This is a genomic window from Peptoniphilus faecalis (assembly GCF_012976305.1).
Classification (GTDB): Bacteria; Bacillota; Clostridia; order Tissierellales; family Peptoniphilaceae; genus Peptoniphilus_A; species Peptoniphilus_A faecalis.
The window spans coordinates 48,498-73,151 of the sequence record NZ_JABDSR010000007.1; the positions used below are offsets into that span (position 1 = coordinate 48,498).

Sequence of the window (24,654 nt, forward strand, 5' to 3'; positions counted from 1 at the left end):
ATATAGCAATGCCCTCCTATTAAATTGTACCACAATTGTTTTCTTATATAAATTTTTAAAGCTATAATTATTTTTATATTTTTAATGCGAAATATTTACTCCTAAATAAAAAAGACAGGCCGCCCTGTCTTAGTGTTTATGAGTTAAACTCTTTATATTCTTTTTTTGCTTCTTCCTGTTCCTCGGGAATAATTTTTATGCTTGCCTTTATTATTCTTTTTTCGGCTACTGCTAATTCTGTAAGTATACAACCCGATGTTTTTACGCTAAGTTTCTTCTTCTCATTTTCTTCTGGTATGAATCCCAGTTTTTCTATGATTAGCCCTGAAATTGTTTCGTGATTTTCTGAATAAAGCGATGTCCCTATTGCGTCATTTATGTCTTCAATATCCATAGCTCCATCTACTATATATTCGTTTTCTGAAATTTTTTCCACGCTGCGAATATCTTCGTCGTATTCATCTTCTATTTCGCCGACAATTTCTTCTACTATATCTTCCACTGTCACCATGCCTGAAAATCCACCATACTCGTCAATTAGTATTGCTACATAATTTTTTGAGGATTGCAGTTCTTTTAAAAGCATGTCTATTTTTTTTGTTTCCGGCACAAAATAAGGGGACTTGATGCAATTATCTAGGTTAATTGATTCATAATCATTTTTTGCGTATTCTACGAAGAGGTCTTTGATATAAACTGTTCCAAGGATATTATCTGTATTTTCTCTAAAGACAGGCATCCTAGAGTAACCTTTTTTTAGTATTTCTTCAACTGTATCTGTGGTAAATTCGTCATAGTCAACCATGTAAATTGATGTCCTCGGCGTCATTATTTCATAAGCCAATTTGTCATCAAAGTCCATTATATTTACTATCATTTCTTCACCAGCTGAGTTTATTACTCCCTGCTGAGTCGATACTTTTATATAGGATTTTAATTCTTCTTCTGAAATTTTTTCTTCAACATCTTCTGAATATTTTCCCATGATTTTTAATACTAAGACCGTCGATAGTGATAGCAATTTTACAAAGGGATAAAATATTTTTGAGGCAAAGGCAATTATACCACTTGATTTTAGTGCAACTTTTTCTGAGTTTTGAAGTGCAATTCTCTTTGGCACAAGTTCTCCAAATACAAGTGTTATATAGGATAGTAAAAGTGTAACAAAAATAAAGGACACTGTGTTCCCATAGGGTATTCCCCTTTCTCTCAAGAATACTCCAAAGACTTGTGAAATACTTGTTGCTGCAGAACCAGATGAGAAAAATCCCGCAAGAGTTATTGCCACTTGTATTGTGGACAAAAATCTCGTTTGATCTGCTGAGATTGACATAAGTGTCTTCGCCCTTTTGTCTCCTTCTTCTGCCATTTCTTTGATTTTGTTGTTATTCACTGAAACCATTGCCATTTCAGCTGATGCAAAAAATGCATTTATGCTCGTAAGTATTGCGATTAATATGAGTTTAGCCCACAAGGCGCCATCGTCCATTAACATCTTCCTCCATATCTTTTAGACTAATTATATCAAAGAACTCGTGATTATAACAGAAAAATGTAATGAATAACAAATTTTCAGACTTTTTTTATTTTTTATGTTATAATTTTGTGAAAAAGGAGAGTTTATGAAAAAATTAAAAAAGTTAATTATCTTGATATTACTTCTTGCCATTGCTCTTACTGCCACATTTTTCGCCGGCAAAAAAACTATGAAAAGTGAAATGAAACCAAATATTACTGCCAGTTTAATTGCTAATAAAATAATGTCGGCTAAGGAACTTACTACCCTTAAATATCATTACACAAATATGGGTCAATTTGAAAATCAAAATACTTTTTACGGCTACAAAGTTCCCTTTACATCAAAAAAGTTTATAGTATCCTATGATGGAGTTATAAACGCAGGGATAGACCTCGATAAAATGAAAATAAGCCTTGACAAAAAAAGTATTGATATACAAATTCCAGCTGCAAAAATTTTGAGTCATGAAATTTACGAAGATTCGCTAAAGGTTTTTGATGAGAGAGAATCTATTTTTAACAGAATCGACATCGAGGACTACAATAATTTTTCAAAAGACCAAAAGAAAGATGTTGAATACAAGGCAATTGAAAAGGGTTTGTTAAATCAAGCTGATGAGGAAGCTAAAAAAGCAATTGAAGAAATTCTCTTGGGCGATACAATTCTAAGTGAATACAAAATAAATGTTACAAAGGACAATTCTTTGAAATAAAAAGGGCATTCCTACGAATGCCTTCTTATTAAAAATTTGTATTTATGAGTTTTTCCTTTCGCTATAAGTTTTTTCCAGTCCAAGTAATTTTTTTACTTCGTCCATATTTACATCTTCTATGGACTTCGTACTCCAATTTGGCTTGCTACCTTTGTCTATAACTTTTGCCCTTGCTCCCTCTTGCATCTCGCCAATTTCCACTGAATAATTTAAAACTTTAAGATCAAGATCCACTGTTTCATGATAACTTAAATTTTTACATACAAAATACTTTTCAAATTGCACGGCAAGCATAAGTTGTGATCTTTCTTTTAATATTTCATAGGTTTTTCTTGCAAAATCCTCATCTAAATTATTTTCTAAAATTTTGTAAATCTCAACTACACTTTCCTCTGAAAAATATTTCTCAATTTTTTCTAAGCTTTTAGTTACAGAAGTTTCTCTTGGTTCTAATTTATATTTTCTACCTTCAATTTTTAGTTTTTTTATTAACTCCTTGCCACTATAGATTTCTGAAAATTCAAAAAGCTTTTCAATTAATTTTGCATAATTCCTTGAATTTATATAAAGATCTGCCAAACCATAGTTTACTAAATCAGAAGATTCTAAACTAGATCCTGTTAGCCCAACATATTGACCTAAAGCTTGTGGAAGAGTGGAGATAAAACTACATACGCCAACATCTGGAATAAATCCAAGACTAGTTTCTGGCATAGCCCAGATTACACTCTCATCTGAAATTATTAAATCTGAATTTATGCTAAGACCAATGCCTCCACCCATTACAATTCCAGTCCAATGGCTCACAACGGGTTTTTTATAAGAAGCGATGTACTTGTCCATCTCAAATTCAGTGGCGAAAAATTTATTTTTCACTTTGCACTCGTCATTATTTATATAGTCAATGTAAAGCTCCTTTAAATCACCGCCTGAACAAAATCCCTTTTTAGTCAAAGTATCAAAGAGAACTACTCTAATATTTTCGTCACTTTCCCATCTTTCTAAAATTTCTTGAATCTTATTTATCATTTCTAAATTTAGCGCATTTATCTTCTCTGGTCTATTTAAATAAATCACACCAACATTTTTTATAACTTTCTCTATAACCAAATCATTATTCATTAAATCACCTCGAAATATTCTACCCTTATAAAAGTTAATAAAACTAAAAAGTTCACAACTTCTAATAAAATCTTTTACTAAATACTTTACTTTCTATTATATTGCATTTTACAAAATCCTTTATATAAATTGGAAACAAAAAATCCCAACTCTTGTCGGGATTAAAATAATTTTATTTCTTATTTCTTGACATATCTACAATTAAATTTGTAATGCTCTCAAAGTCAAAGGCCGATGAATTAATTAAGACATCGTAATTTGACCTTTCTCCCCATGCTTTTCCTGTATTTCTACCGTAGTGATTTGACCTTCTACTATTTTCACGTTCTAGCTTTAATTCAAGCTTGTCTTTTTTTACATTATAAGTGTTTAAAATTCGCTCTTCCTTAAATTCGCTAGATGCGTAAATAAATACAGAAAGTTTTGGAAAATCCTCCAAAACAAAGTCACTACATTTGCCAAAAATCACTGCTTTTTTACCCTTTGCAATTTCCCTTATAGTCCTTGATTCTAAGAGAAAGGCTGCATCATTAGTCGCAATGTCCTCTTGAGAATAGGAATAATTTTGTTTGTACAAATCGTAAATAGTTCCTTGTAAAAAGGAATCATCTTTTTTTACTTCATCAGGCTTTACTTTTCCTTCAAGGCTCATAAGTTCAATTAATTTCTCATCAAAGAACTCATAACCTAATTTATCGGCAACTTTTTTTGCAATTTCATTTGCTCCACTGCCATACTCTCCGTCTATTGTAATTAATTTTTTGCCAGCCTTTTCAAAAAATTTATCAAATAGTGACATATCTTCACCTCTCAAACATTATATATCATTAATGTGAAATGTTTTTTAATTAATATAAAATTCTTGTGAAAATTTTCAATGTTTCCTCAATCTTCTATTAAAATAAACTTCAATTGGAAGTTGAGCTATCAAAGTCGCCATAAAAATGATTATAGCTCCAATTATTTCTCTTTCATTCATCCTTTGTGAAAGAATAATCCAACCAAATATTGCTCCAAAAACTGATTCAAGGGAGCTAATCATAGATGCAATTACTGGGTCAAGCTCCTTTAATGCCATAAGCTGAATTGTAAAGCCAACACCCGAAGACAAAATTCCTACATATAAAATTGATACATAGGATTTTAAAATTGCACCAATATCTATTCCTTCAAAAATAATTGCGCCGATAAAAGAAATTATTCCGCAAATTGTAAATTGAAATAAAGACAGCAAGACTGCATTTGTATCCTTGGAAAATTCTGAAAGAATTAAAATGTGGACTGCAAAAATAAAGGCACTGATAATTGTAACTATGTCGCCTCTATTAATGCTTATGCTTTCCTTTACTGACATTATATAAGTTCCCATCATCGCAAAAATTATACAAATTAATAGTTTCTTACTTATTTTCTTTCCCAAAAATAGGCTAATAATTGGAATAAATACTATATATAATGCTGTGAGAAAACTTGCTTTACCTGCCGTTGTATAAACTAAACCAAATTGTTGAAGGTTAATAGATATTGTAAATACAAAACCACATAATATTCCGCCCTTTATAGTTCTAGACATGCTAAATTTTTGTTCTCTATAAGTTTTTGATGTCTTATTAAAAAACACATATGTCAAGTATAGAAATATTATTGCCACGAGTGATCTTACTGCTGTGAAGGTTAAAGGCCCTATATGATCCATGCCGACTGCCTGTGCAACAAAGGCAAGTCCCCAAATTATTGATGTGAAAAATAACATTATTGAAGCTTTTAATTCTTTACCCATTATAACACCACCCAAAAAACACCAATCCAATACTTTATCAACTAAATTTATGCTATTATTTTATAATTTTATCATATCATAATTTATCTAAAAAAAACAATAATGTTAATTTCCTTTATATTATAATATTTTTTAATTAGACCTTTTTAAAATCTCATGTATAATGAATGTAGAGGTGAAATATGATTAAATTTAATTTGTATAAAGAAGGAGGACTCAAGGTCCACTTCATAAAGAAAAACGAAGATATCAATAGTGAATTTAAAAAATTTTTAGAATCAAAAAAATTTGATGGACAATTTAATAAAATATTATACCTTCCCATAATTGAAGGCGACTCCCATGTTTTTATTGGACTTGGCGACGATGAAATAGATCTTGAAGACATAAGAAATATTTTCTTTAAACTTGGAAACACTCTTAGAAAAAATGAAGAGCACGAAGTTGAAATAAAAATGCCAGAATTTAATATTTGCAATAGAAAAACTATTATGGCAGCTTACGAAGGACTTCGTCATGGCGAATATGAATTTACAAAAAAGACCGATGTCAAGCATAAAAAAGAAGACTTTGAACTCACTGTCAATTACTCTGCTTTTAAAGGACCTGAAGAAAAGTTGCGTGAAGGTTTAAATAAAATGGAAAATATTATGGACGGAGTATTTCTAGCAAGAAATCTTGTAAATGAAAGAGCCAATGTAATTTATCCTGAGAGCCTTGCAAATATTGCAGTTGAAAAATTAGAAAATCTCGGCGTAAATGTATGTGTTTACGAAGAAGATGAAATTGAAAAAATTGGAATGAAGGCCTTTTTAAAAGTTGCTGCTGGAGCGACTAACCGCCCAAGACTTATTGTAATGGAATATAAAAATTCTGACGCCGAAAAAATTGCCCTCGTTGGCAAGGGGCTAACTTACGATTCTGGCGGCTACAATATTAAATCTCCCTCTGGAATGAATTATATGCACTGCGACATGGGTGGCGCTGCTACTGTAATTGGCACAATGTATGCTCTCGCAAAAAACAAGGCAAAGGTAAATGTAGTGGGAGTTATTGCCGCTTGTGAAAATATGATTTCAGGCACATCTTACAAATCAGGCGATGTAATCGACTCCATGAAGGGGCTTACTATTGAAGTTGCAAACACAGATGCCGAAGGAAGAATTACCCTTGCCGATGCAGTTCACTACGCTACAAATGACCTTGGCGCAGAAAAAATTATCGACCTTGCAACTCTTACTGGAGCAGTAACAATTGCCCTTGGCGAAGTTTACACAGGTGCCGTTACAAATGACGAAGATTTTTATAGAGAAGTCCTTGAAGCTGCAGAGCTATCTGGTGAAAAAATTTGGGCATTTCCTTATGATGAAGACTTTAAAAAATTAAACAATTCAGAAGTCGCAGACATCAAAAATACTTCAGGAAGAGATGCAGGATCTGTAACAGCAGGACTATTTGTCGGGGAGTTCGTAAAAGAAAATACACCTTGGGTTCACCTTGACATAGCTGCAACAGCTTACAGAAACAAAGCTAAGGGATATCTACCAAAGAACGCCACAGGAATTCATGTAAAAACATTAAATAATTTATTAGACCCAATAGATTGCTAAAAATAAAAATTTAGGAGGAGAACTGTTGGCAAAATAGTTCTCCTCCTTATTTATAAAACCTTTATTATTTATAAATTTATCAAAATTTTTTAATTAATTTAATTATTCATATACAAGTCTATATTCGCCATCAGCAAATCTGCCAACTTTTAAAGGTTCACTTACTCTGAAAAAAGTTCTATCTAAAAGAGTTGCATCAAAGTATTCTTCTTTATAACCTGTAATATCTCTATATCTTGGGATAAATTCAATATGCGCTCTTCTATTCCTTTCGACATCAAAAGAAACACTTAAATTTTCATCAGATGAAACAGATGTATTGAACGAAAGTCTCGCAGCTTTTAATTGACTAAAACTTATATTTGCTGAAGCTGGAACACTTACACTATATTGAACACTAATAGTCCCTGGTCCTACAATAGTAGGAGATACTTTTGACTTTTGGCTTCTATCTAAATATGGGGATTCATAATTAACATTTGATACAGTACTCCACAATCCTGCATTAAAAGGTTTTATTTCTACTCCTATATTTGAAACTATATTTTCTTCTCCTATTTTTACACCTTTCTCAATTGCTTCCTCTTCTCTTCTTTTAGTTTCCCTCATTGCTTCTTTGTACTTCTTCTCTTCAACTTTTTCAAATTCTCTATGCTGACTCTCAGTCATTTGGATAATCTCTCCATCATAGACTACAACAGCAACAATTGGGTCTTCCTTTGCACTTACACTAGAAATTCCAAGTACAAAAAATAATAATGTAATAGCAAAAAACTTTAGTGCATTCCTTTTCACTTATCTCACTCCTTTCAATAATCCGCACATTTTTCTTTCACTAAAACGATATTACAAGATATTTCTTTTGTCAATGATTTATTTTGGTAACTTGTTACTAAATTTCTTGAGTGTTTATATTCTTTACTTGTTAACCAATATATTGATTACCTATTATAAAATAAAATATTTTGCAATAAAAAATCTGCTAGAGAATTTCTCTAACAGATTTGTTTTTATAAGAATAGTCCGCCGTATGCAACAAATAGTGGTGCAAATACAAGGGATACAACAGTGATAAGTTTAATTAGAATATTAAGAGAAGGTCCTGATGTATCTTTAAATGGGTCTCCAACTGTGTCTCCAGTTACAGCAGCTTTGTGAGCTTCTGAACCCTTTCCACCATGTGCTCCGCCTTCAATGTATTTCTTAGCATTATCCCAAGCTCCACCAGCATTTGACATAAAGATTGCCATTAATACGCCAGTTACAAGAGCTCCTGCTTGAAGTCCACCTAGTGCTTCTGTTCCTAGTAAAATTCCTACTATGATTGGAACTACTACTGCGATAAGTCCTGGCACGATCATTTGCTTTAATGCTGCTCCTGTGGATATATCTACACATTTTGCATAGTCAGGAGTTGCCTTGCCTTCCATGATTCCAGGAATTTCTCTAAATTGTCTTCTTACTTCGTCAATCATTTCTGATGCTGCATTACCTACTGCTGACATAGTAAGTGCAGAGAAGGCAAAGGGAAGCATGCCGCCTATAAATGTTGCAGCGATTACTTCTGGTTTAGAAATGTCAATTCCCGTAAGTCCAGTAGCATTGATATAGGAAACGAAAAGTGCAAGGGCAGTAAGTGCTGCTGATCCAATTGCAAATCCCTTTCCTATTGCTGCCGTTGTATTCCCAACGGAGTCAAGTGAGTCTGTGATTTCACGAACGTCTTCTGGTAGGTCGCACATTTCTGCAATACCACCAGCGTTATCGGCAATTGGTCCGTAAGCATCTACGGCGATTGTCATACCCGTTGTTGAAAGCATGCCAACAGCTGCTAGTGAAATTCCGTAAAGCCCAATAATTGAATTTTCAGCTCCGCCTGCTCCAAGATAAGCTGCGATAATTCCAATTGCTATTACAATAATAGGTCCTACTGTTGACATCATACCAACAGAAAGTCCAGCGATAATATTTGTAGATGCTCCCGTTTCTGATTCAGCTCCAATTCTTTTAACTGGTGCATAATCGTCAGCTGTATAATATTCTGTGAATTTAGAAATAATAAGACCAACTGCAATACCAATGATAACTGGTGCAAAAGGTGCAAAACTTCCGAAAATTACATTTGATAAAACTGCTGAAGCAACCATAGTAACGGCAGCTGATACATATTCTCCTGCATTAAGTGCTTTTTGTGGATTCTTATCTCCCTTTACAAAAAATGCGGCTACAATTGATGCTAAAATACCAACTGTTGCAACAAGAAGTCCAAAGGTAACTCCATCATTTCCATAGGCTACTACCCCAAGAGTAATAACTGATAAAAGTGCTCCTACATAAGATTCAAATAAGTCAGCGCCCATTCCAGCAACGTCACCAACATTGTCGCCAACGTTATCAGCGATAACTGCCGGGTTTCTTGGGTCGTCTTCTGGGATTCCCGCTTCAACTTTACCTACAAGGTCTGCCCCAACATCTGCTGCCTTAGTATAGATACCGCCACCAACTCTTGCAAAAAGTGCAATAGAAGATGCTCCAAGTGAAAAACCAGTAATGATTTCAGTTTGTCCACCTGTAAAGAAATATGCACAAGTAATACCAATAATTCCAAGTCCAACAACGCACATTCCCATTACGACACCACCTGAAAAGGCAACATCAAGTGCTTTACCTAGACCACTTTTCCATGCTGCGTTAGTAGTTCTAACATTTGCCTTAGTAGCAACTTTCATACCAACATAGCCCGCAGCTACTGAAAAGATAGCCCCAACAACAAAACAAATAGCAGTTGGAATTGATTTAAGTCCTACTGCCAATATAATTGCAAGTACAATAACAAATACAACAAGAGCCTTATATTCTCTTGTTAAAAATGCCATAGCTCCTTCTGAAATGTAAGAAGAAATTTCCTTCATTCTTTCATTGCCAGCATCTTGTTTTGACACAAAATTTGCCTTATAAAAAGCAAATAAAAGTGCCAAAACACCGACTATAGGAGCTAGATATAAAATATTCATTCTAATCCTCCTTAAATTTTAATTAGATTGCAGCTAAAATAACAAGCGCAAGTGCAAAAACGACGCTTGAACCAATGACAATTTTATTTTGGATGTCTTTTTTACTTGAACCCTTGTGAGATCCCCAAGTTGTAGTTTCTTCTCCTTGAAGAGTTCCAAGACCAGCTTGGTCTGATTCCATTTGTGCAACTATTGTTATTATAATAATGCTAGCAACGATAATTATAATAGATAATAAAGTTTGCAAACTATTACCTCCCTTAAATTTCTATAACATATAAATTCTAACACAGCCAGACTTTCTAATCAACGAATTTATACGATTTTTGTTGTTTTTTTAACAACTCATCTCGATTTTTAAATTTTCTTCAATAAAATCTTCTCTAGCTTGCATTGCAACAAGAGTTTTTTCTATTAATTTGTCTAGCTCCCAGCCTAAAATTTCTGCTCCCCTTTTAATAACGTCACGAGAGCAACCTTCTGCAAATTTTTTGTCCTTAAACTTTTTCTTCACACTTTTTAAATTCATGTCCTTTGTGCTTTTAGATGGCCTCATAAGTGATGCCGCATAAATAAGTCCTGTTAACTCGTCAGTTGCATAGAGGACTTTTTCCATAAAAAGCTCTGGAGAAACATTTGAACATAGACCATAGCCATGAGATAAAATTGCGTGAATAAGTTCATCGCTTCCTCCAGCACTCTTTAAGATTTCTGGAGTGTTTTTTAAATGCTCCTCGGGATATTTTTCATAATCAACATCGTGGAGCAGACCTGCTATCTTCCAAAAGTCCACATTATCCGCATCATACTCCTCTGCCAAGTATCCCATTACACTTTCAAGAGTAAGGGCATGTCTAATGTGAAACTCATCTTTGTTATACTCTTTTAAAAGCTTTAAAGCATTTTCCCTCGTAATACCGCTATTCATATCGTCACTTCCTTTTACATATATTATCACAATAAATTTTAAATTTCACTTTTTTTCTACTTTTATTATAATAAAAAGGCTAAAAATACCCTAAAGTTAAAATCTATTTTAAATAATTTAAATTTTCAATAGAGTCGGCAAGCCTAATTTTTTATTATAATTTATAAAATCATCTACAAATATTTTAAAATTTTCTAATTTCAAATTATTTCCATAATAATTTTCTCTTTGTCCTTAGAAATTTTGTAAACTCCATTGCAAACTTTCCCTTTTATTACAAATAGGATATCTATTTACTCTTCTTTAAAACAATATTAGATTTTACTTTTTACTACTTGTGTTATAATAATTATAGCATTGAATGATTACGGAGGTTTTTTATGAAAAAAAATGTTGGCATAATGGGCTTTGGAAGAATTGGCAGAGACGCTCTTAGAATTTGGGCATTAAGAAATGATGATGTTAACTTCGAAGTTACTCATGTAGCCGTTAGAAATTTAGAAAAAACTTTAAAAGAAAGAACTCACCTATTTAAATTCGATTCAATTTATAGAAAATTCCCAGGTGAGATTGAATTTACTGATGACGGAATGATTATTAATGGAAAAAAAGTTACTTTTGTTGAATCAAAAACTCCAGATCAAATGAATTGGAAAAAGCTCGGTGTTGACATTGTTATCGACTCTTCAGGTGCTTTCAAAGACGAAGACAAAGCTAGAGGACACCTTACAAGTGGCGCAAAAAAAGTCGTTTTAACTTCTCCAGGCAAGGGCGACATGCTTACTGTTGTAATGGGCGTTAATGACGACAAGTACGATCCAACAAAACACGATATTGTCTCCAATGCAAGCTGCACTACAAATTGTCTTGCTCCAATTACAAAGGTTATTTTAGAAAACTTCGGAATCAAGAAGGGACTTATGTCCACAGTTCACGCATACACCAATGACCAAAACATCCACGATGGTGTCCACAAAAAGGACATGAGACGTGCAAGAATGGGTGCAGAAAATATCATTCCAACTTCCACTGGTGCAGCAAAAGCTGTTGGAAAAGTAATTCCTGAAGTTGATGGTATTTTAACTGGTTTTGCACTAAGAGTTCCCGTTCCAACTGGTTCGCTAGTCGATGTTACCTTTGAACTTGAAAAAGAGGCAACTGTCGAAGAAATCAACGCTGCAATCAAAAAAGCTTCTGAAAATGAATTAAAAGGAATCCTAGAATATTCTGAAGATGAACTTGTTTCCTCCGATATTATTGGAAACACTCACTCTTCAATTTTCGATTCACTTCTTACAACAGTTAATGGGAAAATGGTTAAATTAATTTCTTGGTATGACAATGAATGGGGTTATACAGAAAGAGTAATTGACTTAACCGAAAAAATTGCAGAATCCCTATAATTTTAAATTATATTTTATTAAGGCTTGCTATTGCGAGCCTTTTTTGCATAATTAAAGGTATAAAAGTTGCCGTAAAATATAATTCTACAGCAACTATCAATCAATCCTTAATAATTGTCCCATGGTTTTTCGGATTATTTGTATTTAATATTTTTATTGTTATATTTTTTTCTTCCACTGGTTTTATTGCATCTCCTTGATAAACCTGTGCACCCTTATCTATTATTTCTTTTAATTCTTTAAAATTTAGTTTGTCAATAGTCTTTGCATTTGGATCTTGATTTGGATCAGATGTCATTATCCCATTTACATCTGTCCAATTTTCATAAACTTTTGAATCTAGTGCGTAGGCAATTAGGCTTCCCGTGTAGTCGCTGCCACCTCTTGTAAAAGTTACTATATCTCCATTGTTGTCGCTTCCATAAAATCCTGGCACAACTACTTTTTTGTTTTCGCCAATGTGTTTTTTTATTGCATTTCTCGATTTTTCTAAATCTACCTGTCCATCATTGTCAAAAATTATTATGTCCTTGGCATCTACAAAACTATAATTTAAATATTTTGAGAGAAGTTTTGCATTTAAATACTCGCCCCTGCTTACTATAAATTCTTTATCCACTGAGTTTTCTATTTCCTCAAATACAAATTGTAATTCATCCTTCCAAAATTCTTCAAGCTTTAAATCTTCTGCAATAGACAAAAATCTTTTTTTTATTTTTTTAAGTTGAGTATCCCTATAAACTCTCTGCACGCTTAATTCTTCTTCTAGAGATTTTATAATCTTATTGAGTTCATCTATTTTTAAGTTTTTATCTGCAAGTGAAATTAATTCGTCTGTAATTTTTGTATCACTTGAAAATCTTCTTCCCGGAGCAGAAACTACTATTACATCTCTATCTTCCTTGGAAAAAATTATTTTTTTAACCTTTGCAAATTGACCTGCATCCTTTAGAGAACTCCCGCCAAATTTAGAAACAGATTTTCCCTCAATAGTCTCGATGGCAAAGGGTGTTTCTTGGTATACACAGTAGTTGAGCCAGTTGGAAAAAAACAAATTTCCGGCAGATTTCCACCTTATTTTTATTTCCTTTTTTGGATCATTGTCTTCATAATAATTTTGAGGTGGGTTAATTTTTTTGCCCTTTGAAATATCTCTAATGTATTCATCGTGAAGTGTGTACTTGTCGTACTCCCAGTGTCCAAAATTAAATACAAAGCGCTCGTCCTTTGTTGTAACAAGAGAAACTCCCGTATCAGGTCTTGCTGCTATAACTTCTAAATCTGGAAAATCTTCAAAGTCTTCTATGTCTACATAGGTGTGCCTTGAAGTTGGAACTAAAAAGGTGTCGTCAAAGCCTTTAATGATTTTATTTTCCTTTAACTTGTCAAATTCAAATACACCAAAAATTTTCTCCTTTGAAACTTTATGCTCGATATTGTAATAATGATATAGAGCTGCTTGTGCAGACCAACATATAAACATTGTGGAATAGACATTTTCCTTTGCAAATTCAAAAATTGTCTTTAGTTCTTCCCAATATTTTATTTTTTCATAGGCAATAGTTTCAATTGGTGCACCAGTTATTATCATTGCGTCATACTTATTATTTTTTATGTCTTCGTAAGTTTTGTAAAAGGCCTTGAGCCTTTTAATATCGCTATTTGATGGATTATAGGACTCCATCCTAATAAGGTCAATATTTATTTGAAGGGCAGTATTTGACAACATTCTCAAAAGTTGAAGCTCTGTCTCTTCCTTTTTAGGCATTAAATTTACAATAGCTATGTTAAGAGGCCTTATGTCCTGCTTACTTGCACAAGAGTCTCTCATTGTAAAAATATTTTCTCTTTCTAAAACTTCTTCAACTATTAAATCCTTTGGTATTATTAATGGCATTCTTTATTCCTCTCTCATCTAAAATTTGTACTTGCAAGGAGTCTAATAAAAAAAGCTCCCGCCCTTAAAAGGACGAAAGCTTCGTGTTACCACCTTAATTCTCCCTTATCTCGCGATAAAGGACTCTTCAAGTACTACCATACTCTAGCACTATAACGGGTGCACCCGTGCTCACCTAAATATCAGCAAGCACTCGAGAAAGACCATGTTCACTTATTTTTCCTCTGCTTCTTTCACCAAACGAAGCTCTCTGTAAAAGTTCCAACAAGCTACTCTTCTTCCTATTGAGTTTAAATTTTATATCATAATAGCATCTATTTCCTAAGATGTCAACTACATAGAATTTCTAAATTTTGTAAAAATGTAGATAAGTCAAAAATTTATAACAGCATCTTTGGAAATACTCGCAAGGACATAAAAGAAATTTCTTTTAAAACTTTATATATTATCTATTTCTCTCTTGATTAGCTTTAGTATTTTATCCTAGTATGTTCTCTTGAAATGTAGATTTACAGTATTCCAATATCTATAATTAGTTTTTATGGGTCTTATTTTATCTTTTTCTTCCATAAGTCCCTTTTTTCTCTTTTGGGCAAAAATAATAAACCAATTTGATTTGCTATTTCTAAAATTGCTCTATTCAGTTAGACAAACTGTGATTTATATGATTATTTACATAAATAACGAAGCCATCATTATATTCCTTTCTTCTGCCTTATCTTTTGAAATATCACTGCGATTACAGCAACAACTATAAACAAGCCTGTATAATTTATAGAAACGTCTTTATATGCACTTTTTGTCAAAGGCTCAACAAACTGAGTTAACCATACAGTAAAAAATACACATGCTAAAGCAACCACATATGTAATTACCATTCTTAAAAATATATTTTTTATAGGTAGATGTTTCACCATTTCATAAGCTATAATACCAATAAAAACTATTAATGCTCTTGTGAGTTCATGCCCATTACCACTTGGATCATATCTAATACCTTGAATCAGGTATGCAATACTATTAATAATTGTCGCGATTGTATAGATAATACTGTAAATAAATATAGCCTCTTTTAGCCAACTATTCCAGATTTTTTTCATTCTTTCCTCCACTGATTTTCACATATCTATAACACTCAAACAAATACGAATAATCTTATTAATTTTTTACTTTATAACATCAAATCTATTTCTTAAATAATTTCTAGTTGTTTCACTTAATATTTTTGATGTTGTATCATATTTTTACTTACTTTATTGCGATATAACAACTATTATATTTAAAATATTTAAAGGCTTTGTAATATCTATTAGAGCTTTCACTCCATAATAGATATTATAAAGCCTTTTTAATTTCCGCTAAATATTATTTACCAATTTCTCTCATTATGACGACTTCTTTTGTATTTTCATTCCAGATGATATCCTTGCCATCTTTTAATCCCAATGCTCTAGCTATATTTGCTATTGGTAACATTGTTCTATCCTTTCTAAGGACTGGTTTTACATCACTTTCATAAACCTTTCCATTTACGATTATCTCCTTTGTATCTACTGGTATTTTTACTAAATTTTCTTTGTCTATTAGTATTACTATTCTATTTTCATTGTCCCATTGAACATTAAATCCTAAGGCTTCTGCTACAAATCTAATTGGCAACATTGTTCTGCCTTTTTCAATAAATGGTGCAACGTCCATCTTTATTTTTTCTTCTACAACATCTGTTGATTTTCTCATTATTTCAAGACCAATTGCTAACCTTACTTCTAATTTAACTGATTTTGCTGAGTTGGATTTATTCACTGTGTTTGTCGCATTTGCTATTACTCTTGTCGTTGACGATGAACCTGAATGACTTGACCATAAAGATGTGTGCCAATTTTCACAATCTGAGTCACTATCATCGAGACTTGGATTAGGTGTTACTGGTATTACTGCTTTTGCTTTGTAAATTGCATCAAATTTTTGTGATACTACTTTGCCATCTGTTGGCACTGTGCTATCCCATTCTTTAAATTCTTTTGTTCCATCATTGTAGATAGCTTTTACTGGAATTTCACTTATTACCTCTACATTATCCCATGTTGTTCCCTTTAGGATATCTAGTACTTTGTATCTATTTGTTCCGTCTATTTTTCCCTTTTCTGTTGCATCAAAGATTACTCTTACATAGCCTTTTGGTGTTGAAGCTTTAGGGTTTGTTACTACTTTTACTAAGGCATTTATTTTTAATTTGGCTGTTTCAGTTTGCAAGCTACCCCTTGTTAGTGTAATTGCTTTTTCATTATCGGATAGACTTAACTTAATTCCACTTGCAGGATTTGCATTAATGTTATTAGCGTCAAAATCTGCAAAGGCTATATCTTTTTTCAATCCTTTATTATCTTTTAAACTTACTACTAATCCATCAAGGTTTAAGTTTTCTCCATCTGAATATGTCAATTTTGTAGGCTGTTCTTTTACTTCCATAGACAATACATTACTAGGGTCAAATTTTATTTCTTCAAAAGTTGCCATGTATCTTGTATTGTCCTTTATCTTTGCAGTTTTGTCAAAGGTTGGTGTCCACGCTTTAAATGTTGAGCCTGCTTTTCTTGCTTTTGGTTCTGCAAAATCACTTGATTCACTTAGTGAATGTCCTTTTAACACATAGTACTTAGTTATGCCTTCTATCTCTCCTTCTCCTGCTTTGAATTCCACTTTTGCATACTCTGGGTCCGGTATCTTTGTTCCTAAGTTTTGTGGATCGTCTATCTTTGGTTCTGTCATTAGTACTACTGGTTTGTCTTTCCAAAGGGCTTTTACAGTAATATCTTCTTTTAATGTAATTTCTTCGCCGACTTGTTTTTCCTCTCCCTTTACTTCCCAAGCATTGAATCTTTTACCAGCAGGGGCTGTGAAAGTACAATCAGGTAATTTATAGCTACTATTCTTGAAAACTTTAGCCTTTTCCATTTTGCCACTTCCTTCTCCTGCATCAAAGGATGCTACAACTTTATCAGCATAAGTAACCTTTAAAGTAACACGTAAAGTATAATTATCTATTACTTTATATCTGTATTTTACAAAGGAAGGCTTTGACGAAGGAAGCTTTAGTATTGAACCTAAGACGGAAGCTTTTTCCCAGTCGCTTGTCAGTGCAGGATTAAAATTTCCCGGTAAGCTCGTAAGCTCAAAGCTCAAGTCTTTTTTATCGACTTTAATGGGATATTCTTCATCATATCCATTAAAAGAATTTATTTTTTCATTTTTACTTAAATCCAAGCTCGTTAGTTGATTGTAGTTACAATCGAGTTCTTCAAGGTTAGGGTTATTGCTTAAGTCTAAAGTGCTTATTTTGTTATAATCACAATTAAGTACACGAAGAATAGGATTCTTGCTTATGTTTAATGTGCTTAATTTATTTTTATAGCAATTAAGTTCCTCAAGAGCTGGATTGTTTTTTATGTTTAATGTTCTTAATTTATTTGTGTGGCAATTAAGCTTCTTAAGGGCTGGGTTCTTGTTTATATCTAAAGTACTTAGATTGTTTTCTAAACAGTAAAGAGCCTCAAGCTGCGGATTATTGCTTAGGTCTAAAGTGCTTAGATTGTTGTACTCGCAATGAAGTTCCACAAGGGCAGAGTTTTGACTTAAGTCTAAGGTGCTTAGATTATTTTTATGGCAATTAAGTTCCTCAAGAGCCGGGTTGTTTTTTATATTTAATGTGCTTAGTTTATTTGTATAGCAATTAAGCTTCTTAAGAGCTGGATTATTTTTTACGTTTAATGTACTTATACTATTAACTTGGCAATTAAGCTCCTCAAGGGTCAAGTTATGGCTTAGGTCTAAGGTTCTTAGACTATTGTACCCGCAATGAAGTTTCCTAAGAGTTAAATTCTTACTTAGATCTAAGGTCCTCAGAGAATTAGTTTCGCAGTCAAGCTCCTCAAGTTTCGTAAAATATTCTACTCCCTTAAGGTCTTTAATTCCTTTAGAAGCACAATCAATATTTGTAACCGCATCCAATTCCTCTTGTGAAAGAATACCATCACTATTTTTATCATGTTTTTTTACACATTCTCTAAACTTCGGATCTGGAAAGTGGACTTCGTCTATTGCAATATCAGCAGTTTCACTGCTAGTTTCTAATTCAGGTGAGGCAATTACGGTGATTTCCTTATCGGCAGTCCCTTCCATCAAGCTTAAATTATTGACTAGATCCTCTTTTTCCCTTGCAATATTTTGACTAGTTTCTTTCTCTGCAAAGGTTTGTATAGGGATTGTAGACAAAATCATTAGAAATAACAAAAATAAACATATTATTGAACTCTGTTCCTTCCTTGCTTTCATTTTTCACTCCTTATAATTTTTTATAATTTTTATTTTCTCCAGAATTTTTATAGTTTTTCTTCCAACTCACTTCAAGTATATTTCAACTACAAAACAAGTCCTCTAATTTTTAAATCTTAATTTGCAAATTTTTCATGAGCTTTTAACTTTTCATAAAACTTTATCTCGAGATTCACTCAATAAGTTTTTATAAAATCAAAAAGGGTTTGATTTTATAAAAACTTTGTATTCTGCAATTGATATTTATCTTTTATTTATTCCCTTGTCTATTTTATCATCTTGTAAACTCCATTATTGTGAAAGATATACATTCATTGTAAATTGTTTATTATTTATTACATTATATTGTATTTTTAATAAAACATCAATAAGTACCAGTGTTTAAATGGTTTTAAGGATGTAGCGTTACAATTGATGTGCGACCAAATAAAAGAAAAATAGAGAGATCCTATATAATTAAATTAACTGAGAGTTTGACAATAAATATCAAAAAATCCTTTGTAAGCATTAAATTGTCTATAATTTTTATCATTTTTTTATTCATGACATCACTATTTCTAATATATGTTTAAGATTTTTTCAAGAAAATTGTTGTTAGTTTCTAAAACATATAATACTTCAATTATTCCATATAAAATAGAATAATTATTCTCAAATTTATTTTCAATTCTAAATGATATATCACTACTAATTAATATGTTAAATAAAATATCCATAATTTCCTTTTTCTATCTATTAATTGCTTATATTGATAATTATTACAAATATTTTTCTTCTATATTATTTTTATATGCTTTAAGTTAAATTTTAATTATAATTAATTCTTCTTAGTAATCCTTTGTTAGTTGTTTTTATATCACTTAGTATCTTTGAATCTTCTGTAGTTTTGACTAAATGTGATAAAATTAGAAACTTTCATCCTAGATATGGGACATGCCAGTCATACTAAAAAAAGAGACCCGATATTATCGAGTCTCTCCAAAATTTGACATAGAGCCTTTTTTTAGTATAGTTAGTTTTTAGTTCTAATTTTAAGCTTCCTTTTTAATTACATCAATTATAGAACCATCTCTGTATTCTACAACTGCAACTACTTCCTCAGAGAATTTAATTTCTTCAGGTTTTCCTGTTAGCTTTTCTGCCATTTGTTGCAATTCTTTGATGTCTTTAACTTCAATTCCAGCTTCTTTAAATTTTTCGATTAAATCTTTTCTTTTTGGATTTACGGAGATTCCATAGTCAGTACATACTACATCTACGGATTCTCCCGGTGTGCAAACTGTTGTAACTTTATCCATGATAATTGGATTTCTTGATCTTACAAGTGGTGCAAGAATTAAGGACATTTTTGCTCCTGGTGCAGTATCTTGGTGTCCGCCAACTGCTTGGTTAATAACTCCATCAGATCTAGTCATTACATTTACATTGAAGTCTGTGTCGATTTCAAGTGCGCCAAGAAGTACAAAGTCAAGAGTATTAACTGCTGGAGTTGGATTATTTGGATTTGCATAAGATGATGCTGTTTGTTCAAAGTGTTTTGCATTTTCACGAATTGATCTTACTGCATCAAGGTCAAAGGATTGTGTATCGTAAATTCCATCGATTAATCCTTCTTCAAGCATTGTAACCATGTATCCAGTGATTCCGCCAAGTGCCATTGATGCCTTTATGCCATCCCTTTTCATCTCTTCACGGAGAAGCTTTGCAACTGCAAGAGTTGATCCTGCTGCTCCAGTTTGAAATCTAAATCCATCTTTATAAAGTCCAGAGGCTTTGATTGCCTTTACTGCATTATTTGCTATTAATAAATCTCTAGGATTGTCGTTAAATCTAATTGAGCCAGAAACAATTCCCTTTGGATCTCCTATTGCATCAACTTGAACTACATAATCAACATACATCATGCCAATTGATGCAGGAATATTTGGAAAGGGTACAAGATTATCTGTGATTGCAATTACGCAATCGGCGTATTGTGCATCTACAATTGCATAACCAAGTGAACCACAAGCGGATTTTCCTTCTCTGCCGTTTATGTTGCCATATTCATCACAGGAAGGTGCTGCAAGAAATGCTACGTCAATGTGAAGTTCGCCATCTTCAATTGCTCTTGCACGTCCTCCGTGGGAACGAATTATACAAGGTTTTTTAAGAATTCCTTGAGAAATCTTTTCTCCCAGTTCTCCTCTAAGTCCTGAAGACTGAATTCCAGTTATTACACCGGCTTCAATTAGAGGAATTAATTTGTCGTGGCATGGTGAAAGGGATGATGGTGCAAGAGTTAAATCTTTAATGCCCATGTCTGCAATAACTTGCATAACCATGTTTACAACATAATCACCATTTCTTAGGTGATGGTGGAAAGAAATTGTCATGCCGTCTTTAAGACCACTTTTCTTTACAGCTTCTTCGATTGAACCTAGTAGTTTACTTTCATCTCTATTTCCATATCTGATTTTTGGTGAAGCCTTTTTGTCTGTTCTAAGATATTTGCCTTCGCCTTTAAAGGGAACAAGTTCACCAATGCCTTCAAGGTATTCAGGGATATCTCTTCCTACTGCATTTTTATTATAGTTCATCAATATCCTCCTTTTTTAGCACTCCACTAGCAACTGCAAGATCCAATACTCTTTGTGCTCCAGCTATAATTGGATAGTCAACCATCTTTCCGTCAACAGTAATAACTCCAGAGCCCTTTCTTTCGGCTTCCTTTGAACCTGCAATAATGCGAAGAGATTTTGTAATGTCCTTTTCCGTTGGTGTGTAAACTTCATTTACAACAGCAATTTGTTTAGGGTGAATTACAGATTTTCCATCAAAGCCAAGATCCTTTATAAATTGAACTTCTTCTCTAAAGGCGTCCATATCGTCAAGATTTGTATTAACTGTATCAAAACAAGCAATGCCTGCATTTCTTGCAGCTAGTACTATTTGGCTTCTTGCTGCAAAAAGTTCCCAACCATGAGTTGATCTTTGTGTCTTTAAATTTGTAACATAGTCGGCAGCTCCAAGGGCAATGCCCATCATTCTAGGTGAAGCCTTTGCAATATCAACTGCATTTATTACTCCCGTTGGAGATTCAATAGCTGCCATCATAAGAGTTTTGCCGAGGCATCCCATTTCTTCTTCGACTTCAGTTATTATTTCATCTACATCTTTTACATCTTGTGCCGTTTCTGATTTAGGCAATCTAATTACATCTACTCCAGCCTTAACCACTGCCTTAATATCTTCACGTCCAAATGGTGTGTCAAGGGAATTAATTCTAACAACAACTTCAGTCTTTCCATAGTCCAAAGTTTTAAGTGCATTGTAAACTAAAAATCTTGCCGCATCTTTTTGGTTGATACTCGTTGCATCTTCAAGGTCGATCATAATTGAATCCGGGCCATAAATATGAGCATCAGTAATATTTGCAGGGTTGTTACCTGGAAGAAACATCATTGTTCTTCTTAATCTTTCTTTCAAAATATCAGCTCCATTTATATTCTGTACTTTCAGCTGCTCTAAAGCATGCTGCTTCTACTCTTGCTCTTATTGTGTAGTCAAGGGCTCCCTTGTCTACTGCAGTAACTTTTGCATCCTTAATATCTAACTTTTCTAAAGTTTCTCTTATAACTTTTTCAATTTGTTTGCCAAATTGTTTTTTCACTGAACTTTCAAGTTCAATAGAGATGCCTTCGCCATCGTCAACTGTTATTAAAATATCATTTGACTCGAGAGTTCCAGCCATTGCTTCCTTTTTTAGTTTCAAAAATATCCCTCCTACTACATGAGTGATCCAAAGAGTATTGAACCTATTACAAGTATAATTCCTCCACCAAGTCTTGATGAAAGTTGAGCATAACTCATAAGTTCCATTCTATCAGCTGCTCCAAGAACAGCGATATCTCCAGAACCACCTCTGTTAGCCATACATAGTCCTGCTGTAACAGCAGAGTCTACAAAGTAGAATCCTACAAGGTGACCAACAAGTCCTGAACCAATTATAGCGCCTATTACAATTAAAAGTGCCATAATAACATTTCCTATAGTTATTGCAGTTACAAGCTCGTGTAAATCAGTTTCAACACCTACGCCAACCATTACTAAAATTACAATATTTTTAGTAAAGAAAGACTGAACTTCCTTTGCAGCTTGTCTAAGTGAACCTGGAATAATTCCAAGACCATTAGCTAGGGCAACTAAAATAATCATAAAGGCAAAAGGGTGAATTGGAACTGATGGAACTAGTGGATCCCAAATTTTATCTGCAATAAGTCTTCCCAATTGATAAAAAGTAAGACCCATTAAAATTGCTCCTGTGTAGTCTTTTATTTGTGTAGTGAATTTTTCTTCTCCCTTTCCAATTTCTGGAGCAGATCTCATAAGAGTTTTTTTATCACCAGTAAGCTTTGGATTTTTTTCTCCAATTTTATTTAAAAGACCGCCAGCAATTATTGCGAAAATATTTGCAATAGTAAGAATTGAAATTGCAAATCCATAATAATTTGCTGCAGCGTCTCCAGTAACTCTTTCATAAATTTGACTTAATGGAACTGCACCTGCACCATTACCTCCACCCATTACTGGAAGAACGTATTTTAAAACAGTGTTTGCAGGAGAAACTCCAAAGAAAAGTCCTCCAATAATTCCAAGAACTGCTGCACCAACAACTCCACCTAGGATTGCTGGTATATAACCCGCAAAAGACTTAATCATAAGCTCTCTATTTAGTCCAAGAAGTGAACCAGTGATAAGCATTATGATGAAGAAGTTTAAAACTCCCATTGGTTTTGAGTTTACAGATGAAATAAGTTCAACATATTCTTCAGGAATTACTTTGTAATAACATAAAACTGCAGTACCTAAAAATGCAAGAACAAGTCCACCACCCACATAAGTGTTCCAAAATGGAATTTTCTCGCCAATTTCATATAAAATTATACCTATTGCGAACATTAGGGCAACTCCGCCCGCTAAATCCTTAGACAAAACTCCCAAATAAGTCGCTATGAAAACAATTATTGCTAAAATTAATAGCATTGGAAGATTAAGTCCAAAATATTTTTTCTTCATAAAAAACCTCCTTTTTTTCTATATTTCTATAATACCCCAGAAACATGCTCTTATTCAATAAGTAAGATTTCCTTTTAGCCTCTTCGTTGTAACAATTATGTTGTAGACTTAACAAAATAATTTTGTTATAAAGCTTTTAAATACATAATAAAATTTAAAAAAGCAAGTCCATTGCTTGCTTTTCTTTAAATTTATTAAGTTATTATTTTAAAAAAGATGCAAATTATCAAATCCAATTTTAAGATTTTTAATAAAAGTATAATAATATATTTGTAGATATTTTGCATATTAAATTTTAATTCTATTCTTAATTATATTTTTATGACAATCGAAAATTAATTAGAAAAAATACTTTTTCATTTCTTCAATAAAAACCTGTGTAGCTTGAGACTTATATAAATTTGGAATTGTAAGAATAGCCGTGTACCATATATTTTCCTTTGTTCCAATCAGATTAAAACTATCATAATCCTTATCTTGGTTAAATATACTTAAATAATCCTTAGGTATTATAGTTACTCCCATGCCCTTAGCCGCAAGTCTCTTCGCAGTCTCAAAATTTTTTGTAGTTAAAATAACCTTTGGACTTATTCCATAGGACTTTATTGTCCTTTCTTGTACCTTTCTTATTCCTTTATTTATATTTAAAAGTATAAATTTCTCTAATGCTAAATCTTTTAAGTCTACAAACTTTTTACCATTGTCTTCTTTAACTTTTTCTGAATTTTTTAAATAATCTTTAGAAGTAACTAAAAGGAATTCATCTTTTCTTAGCATCTCATATTCTATATTATCATTTATATCTTTTTTATGAACATGAGTTATAGCAAAATCAACATCCCCACTTAAAACAAGTTCCTCTAAAACTCTTGTGTTTTCTTCTTTAATTACTATTTCAATATTAGGATAATTATTGTTGAAATTTGGAAGAACTTTAGGAAGGATGTTCATGCCTAAATATCTTGCTACTCCTATAACTAGTCTACCTGATTTTAATTCATTTATATGTGTGATTTCCGATTTAAAATCATTATATATGTTTAAAATTTCTTTCGCCATTAGGTAATACTTTTCCCCTGCATAGGTTAACTTCATACCTCTTGGTTCGCGAATAAATAAATGAGTTTCTAATTCTTTTTCAATTCTTTGTAGTGCTTGGCTTAGACTTGGTTGAGCAATATAAAGTTTTTCTGCAGCTTTTGATATCGACTTAGTATCAGCTATAGTTTTAATATAAAGTAATTCTCTATCGTTCATACTCTCCTCCCATAGTTAAAAT

Annotated in this window: 19 protein-coding genes and 1 other annotated feature; of the genes, 3 read left to right on the forward strand and 16 right to left on the reverse strand. The window is 32.6% G+C overall.

The window, feature by feature from the left end; all coding sequences use genetic code 11:
* Positions 1-136 precede the first annotated feature (136 nt).
* Positions 137-1,489, reverse strand: coding sequence for a hemolysin family protein (locus HKO22_RS05925; RefSeq protein ID WP_169969255.1), 1,353 nt, complete (start codon positions 1,487-1,489; stop codon positions 137-139).
* Between the two features lie 133 nt (positions 1,490-1,622).
* Here HKO22_RS05925 and HKO22_RS05930 point away from each other — a divergent pair, with 133 nt between their 5' ends.
* Complete coding sequence (locus tag HKO22_RS05930; protein WP_169969257.1) at positions 1,623-2,231, forward strand: DUF4230 domain-containing protein; 609 nt, start codon at positions 1,623-1,625, stop codon at positions 2,229-2,231.
* Between the two features lie 42 nt (positions 2,232-2,273).
* Here the strand turns inward: HKO22_RS05930 and HKO22_RS05935 are convergent, their stop codons facing one another.
* The 3 genes from HKO22_RS05935 to HKO22_RS05945 form a co-directional block, all read right to left on the reverse strand.
* Positions 2,274-3,341 carry an enoyl-CoA hydratase/isomerase family protein gene (locus HKO22_RS05935; RefSeq protein WP_169969362.1) on the reverse strand — a complete coding sequence of 356 codons (1,068 nt, stop codon included), beginning with the start codon at positions 3,339-3,341 and terminating at the stop codon, positions 2,274-2,276.
* Between the two features lie 184 nt (positions 3,342-3,525).
* The gene (locus tag HKO22_RS05940; protein ID WP_075659948.1) at positions 3,526-4,152 is read right to left on the reverse strand and encodes a cytidylate kinase-like family protein; all 627 of its coding nucleotides are present in this window, start codon (positions 4,150-4,152) and stop codon (positions 3,526-3,528) included.
* Between the two features lie 75 nt (positions 4,153-4,227).
* Entirely contained in the window at positions 4,228-5,133 is a 906-nt protein-coding gene (locus HKO22_RS05945; RefSeq protein WP_075659947.1) for a DMT family transporter, read from the reverse strand.
* A gap of 182 nt (positions 5,134-5,315) precedes the next feature.
* On the opposite strand from HKO22_RS05945, the gene HKO22_RS05950 reads away from it, so the two are divergent.
* Positions 5,316-6,743: a leucyl aminopeptidase gene (locus HKO22_RS05950; RefSeq protein ID WP_169969259.1), complete on the forward strand. Its 1,428-nt coding sequence runs from the start codon at positions 5,316-5,318 to the stop codon at positions 6,741-6,743.
* A 102-nt stretch (positions 6,744-6,845) separates the two neighbouring features.
* On the opposite strand, the gene HKO22_RS05955 is transcribed toward HKO22_RS05950, so the two are convergent.
* From HKO22_RS05955 to HKO22_RS05970, 4 genes are all read right to left on the reverse strand, one after another.
* Complete coding sequence (locus HKO22_RS05955) at positions 6,846-7,538, reverse strand: hypothetical protein (RefSeq protein WP_169969261.1); 693 nt, start codon at positions 7,536-7,538, stop codon at positions 6,846-6,848.
* Positions 7,539-7,753: 215 nt separating this feature from the next.
* A complete protein-coding gene (locus HKO22_RS05960) occupies positions 7,754-9,757 on the reverse strand; it encodes a sodium-translocating pyrophosphatase (protein ID WP_169969263.1) in 2,004 nt (667 codons plus the stop codon).
* A gap of 22 nt (positions 9,758-9,779) precedes the next feature.
* Positions 9,780-10,004 carry a preprotein translocase subunit SecG gene (locus tag HKO22_RS05965; RefSeq protein ID WP_075659942.1) on the reverse strand — a complete coding sequence of 75 codons (225 nt, stop codon included), beginning with the start codon at positions 10,002-10,004 and terminating at the stop codon, positions 9,780-9,782.
* 90 nt (positions 10,005-10,094) lie between these two features.
* Entirely contained in the window at positions 10,095-10,685 is a 591-nt protein-coding gene (locus HKO22_RS05970) for an HDIG domain-containing metalloprotein (RefSeq protein ID WP_169969264.1), read from the reverse strand.
* A 380-nt stretch (positions 10,686-11,065) separates the two neighbouring features.
* Here HKO22_RS05970 and gap point away from each other — a divergent pair, with 380 nt between their 5' ends.
* On the forward strand, positions 11,066-12,088 hold the full coding sequence (gap, locus tag HKO22_RS05975) for a type I glyceraldehyde-3-phosphate dehydrogenase (protein WP_075659940.1): 1,023 nt from the start codon (positions 11,066-11,068) through the stop codon (positions 12,086-12,088).
* Positions 12,089-12,188: 100 nt separating this feature from the next.
* On the opposite strand, the gene HKO22_RS05980 is transcribed toward gap, so the two are convergent.
* The 8 genes from HKO22_RS05980 to HKO22_RS06015 form a co-directional block, all read right to left on the reverse strand.
* Positions 12,189-13,985, reverse strand: coding sequence for a homoserine O-acetyltransferase/O-succinyltransferase family protein (locus tag HKO22_RS05980; RefSeq protein WP_075659939.1), 1,797 nt, complete (start codon positions 13,983-13,985; stop codon positions 12,189-12,191).
* 65 nt (positions 13,986-14,050) lie between these two features.
* Positions 14,051-14,279, reverse strand: a binding site (T-box leader).
* Between the two features lie 401 nt (positions 14,280-14,680).
* Positions 14,681-15,085: a DUF6608 family protein gene (locus HKO22_RS05985; RefSeq protein WP_169969266.1), complete on the reverse strand. Its 405-nt coding sequence runs from the start codon at positions 15,083-15,085 to the stop codon at positions 14,681-14,683.
* A gap of 265 nt (positions 15,086-15,350) precedes the next feature.
* Positions 15,351-18,317, reverse strand: coding sequence for a stalk domain-containing protein (locus tag HKO22_RS05990; RefSeq protein ID WP_169969268.1), 2,967 nt, complete (start codon positions 18,315-18,317; stop codon positions 15,351-15,353).
* Between the two features lie 1,031 nt (positions 18,318-19,348).
* Positions 19,349-20,896: a citrate lyase subunit alpha gene (gene citF, locus HKO22_RS05995; RefSeq protein WP_075659929.1), complete on the reverse strand. Its 1,548-nt coding sequence runs from the start codon at positions 20,894-20,896 to the stop codon at positions 19,349-19,351.
* A complete protein-coding gene (gene citE, locus HKO22_RS06000; RefSeq protein WP_075659928.1) occupies positions 20,886-21,785 on the reverse strand; it encodes a citrate (pro-3S)-lyase subunit beta in 900 nt (299 codons plus the stop codon). The genes citF and citE overlap by 11 nt, the downstream gene beginning before the upstream one ends.
* A 4-nt stretch (positions 21,786-21,789) precedes the next feature.
* Positions 21,790-22,071 (reverse strand): citrate lyase acyl carrier protein, encoded by a 282-nt coding sequence (citD, locus tag HKO22_RS06005; protein WP_075659927.1) that lies wholly within the window; start codon positions 22,069-22,071, stop codon positions 21,790-21,792.
* 14 nt (positions 22,072-22,085) lie between these two features.
* Positions 22,086-23,375, reverse strand: coding sequence for a 2-hydroxycarboxylate transporter family protein (locus HKO22_RS06010; RefSeq protein WP_169969270.1), 1,290 nt, complete (start codon positions 23,373-23,375; stop codon positions 22,086-22,088).
* A 339-nt stretch (positions 23,376-23,714) separates the two neighbouring features.
* Positions 23,715-24,632, reverse strand: a complete 918-nt coding sequence (locus HKO22_RS06015; RefSeq protein ID WP_169969272.1) for a LysR family transcriptional regulator — start codon at positions 24,630-24,632, stop codon at positions 23,715-23,717.
* Positions 24,633-24,654 lie beyond the last annotated feature (22 nt).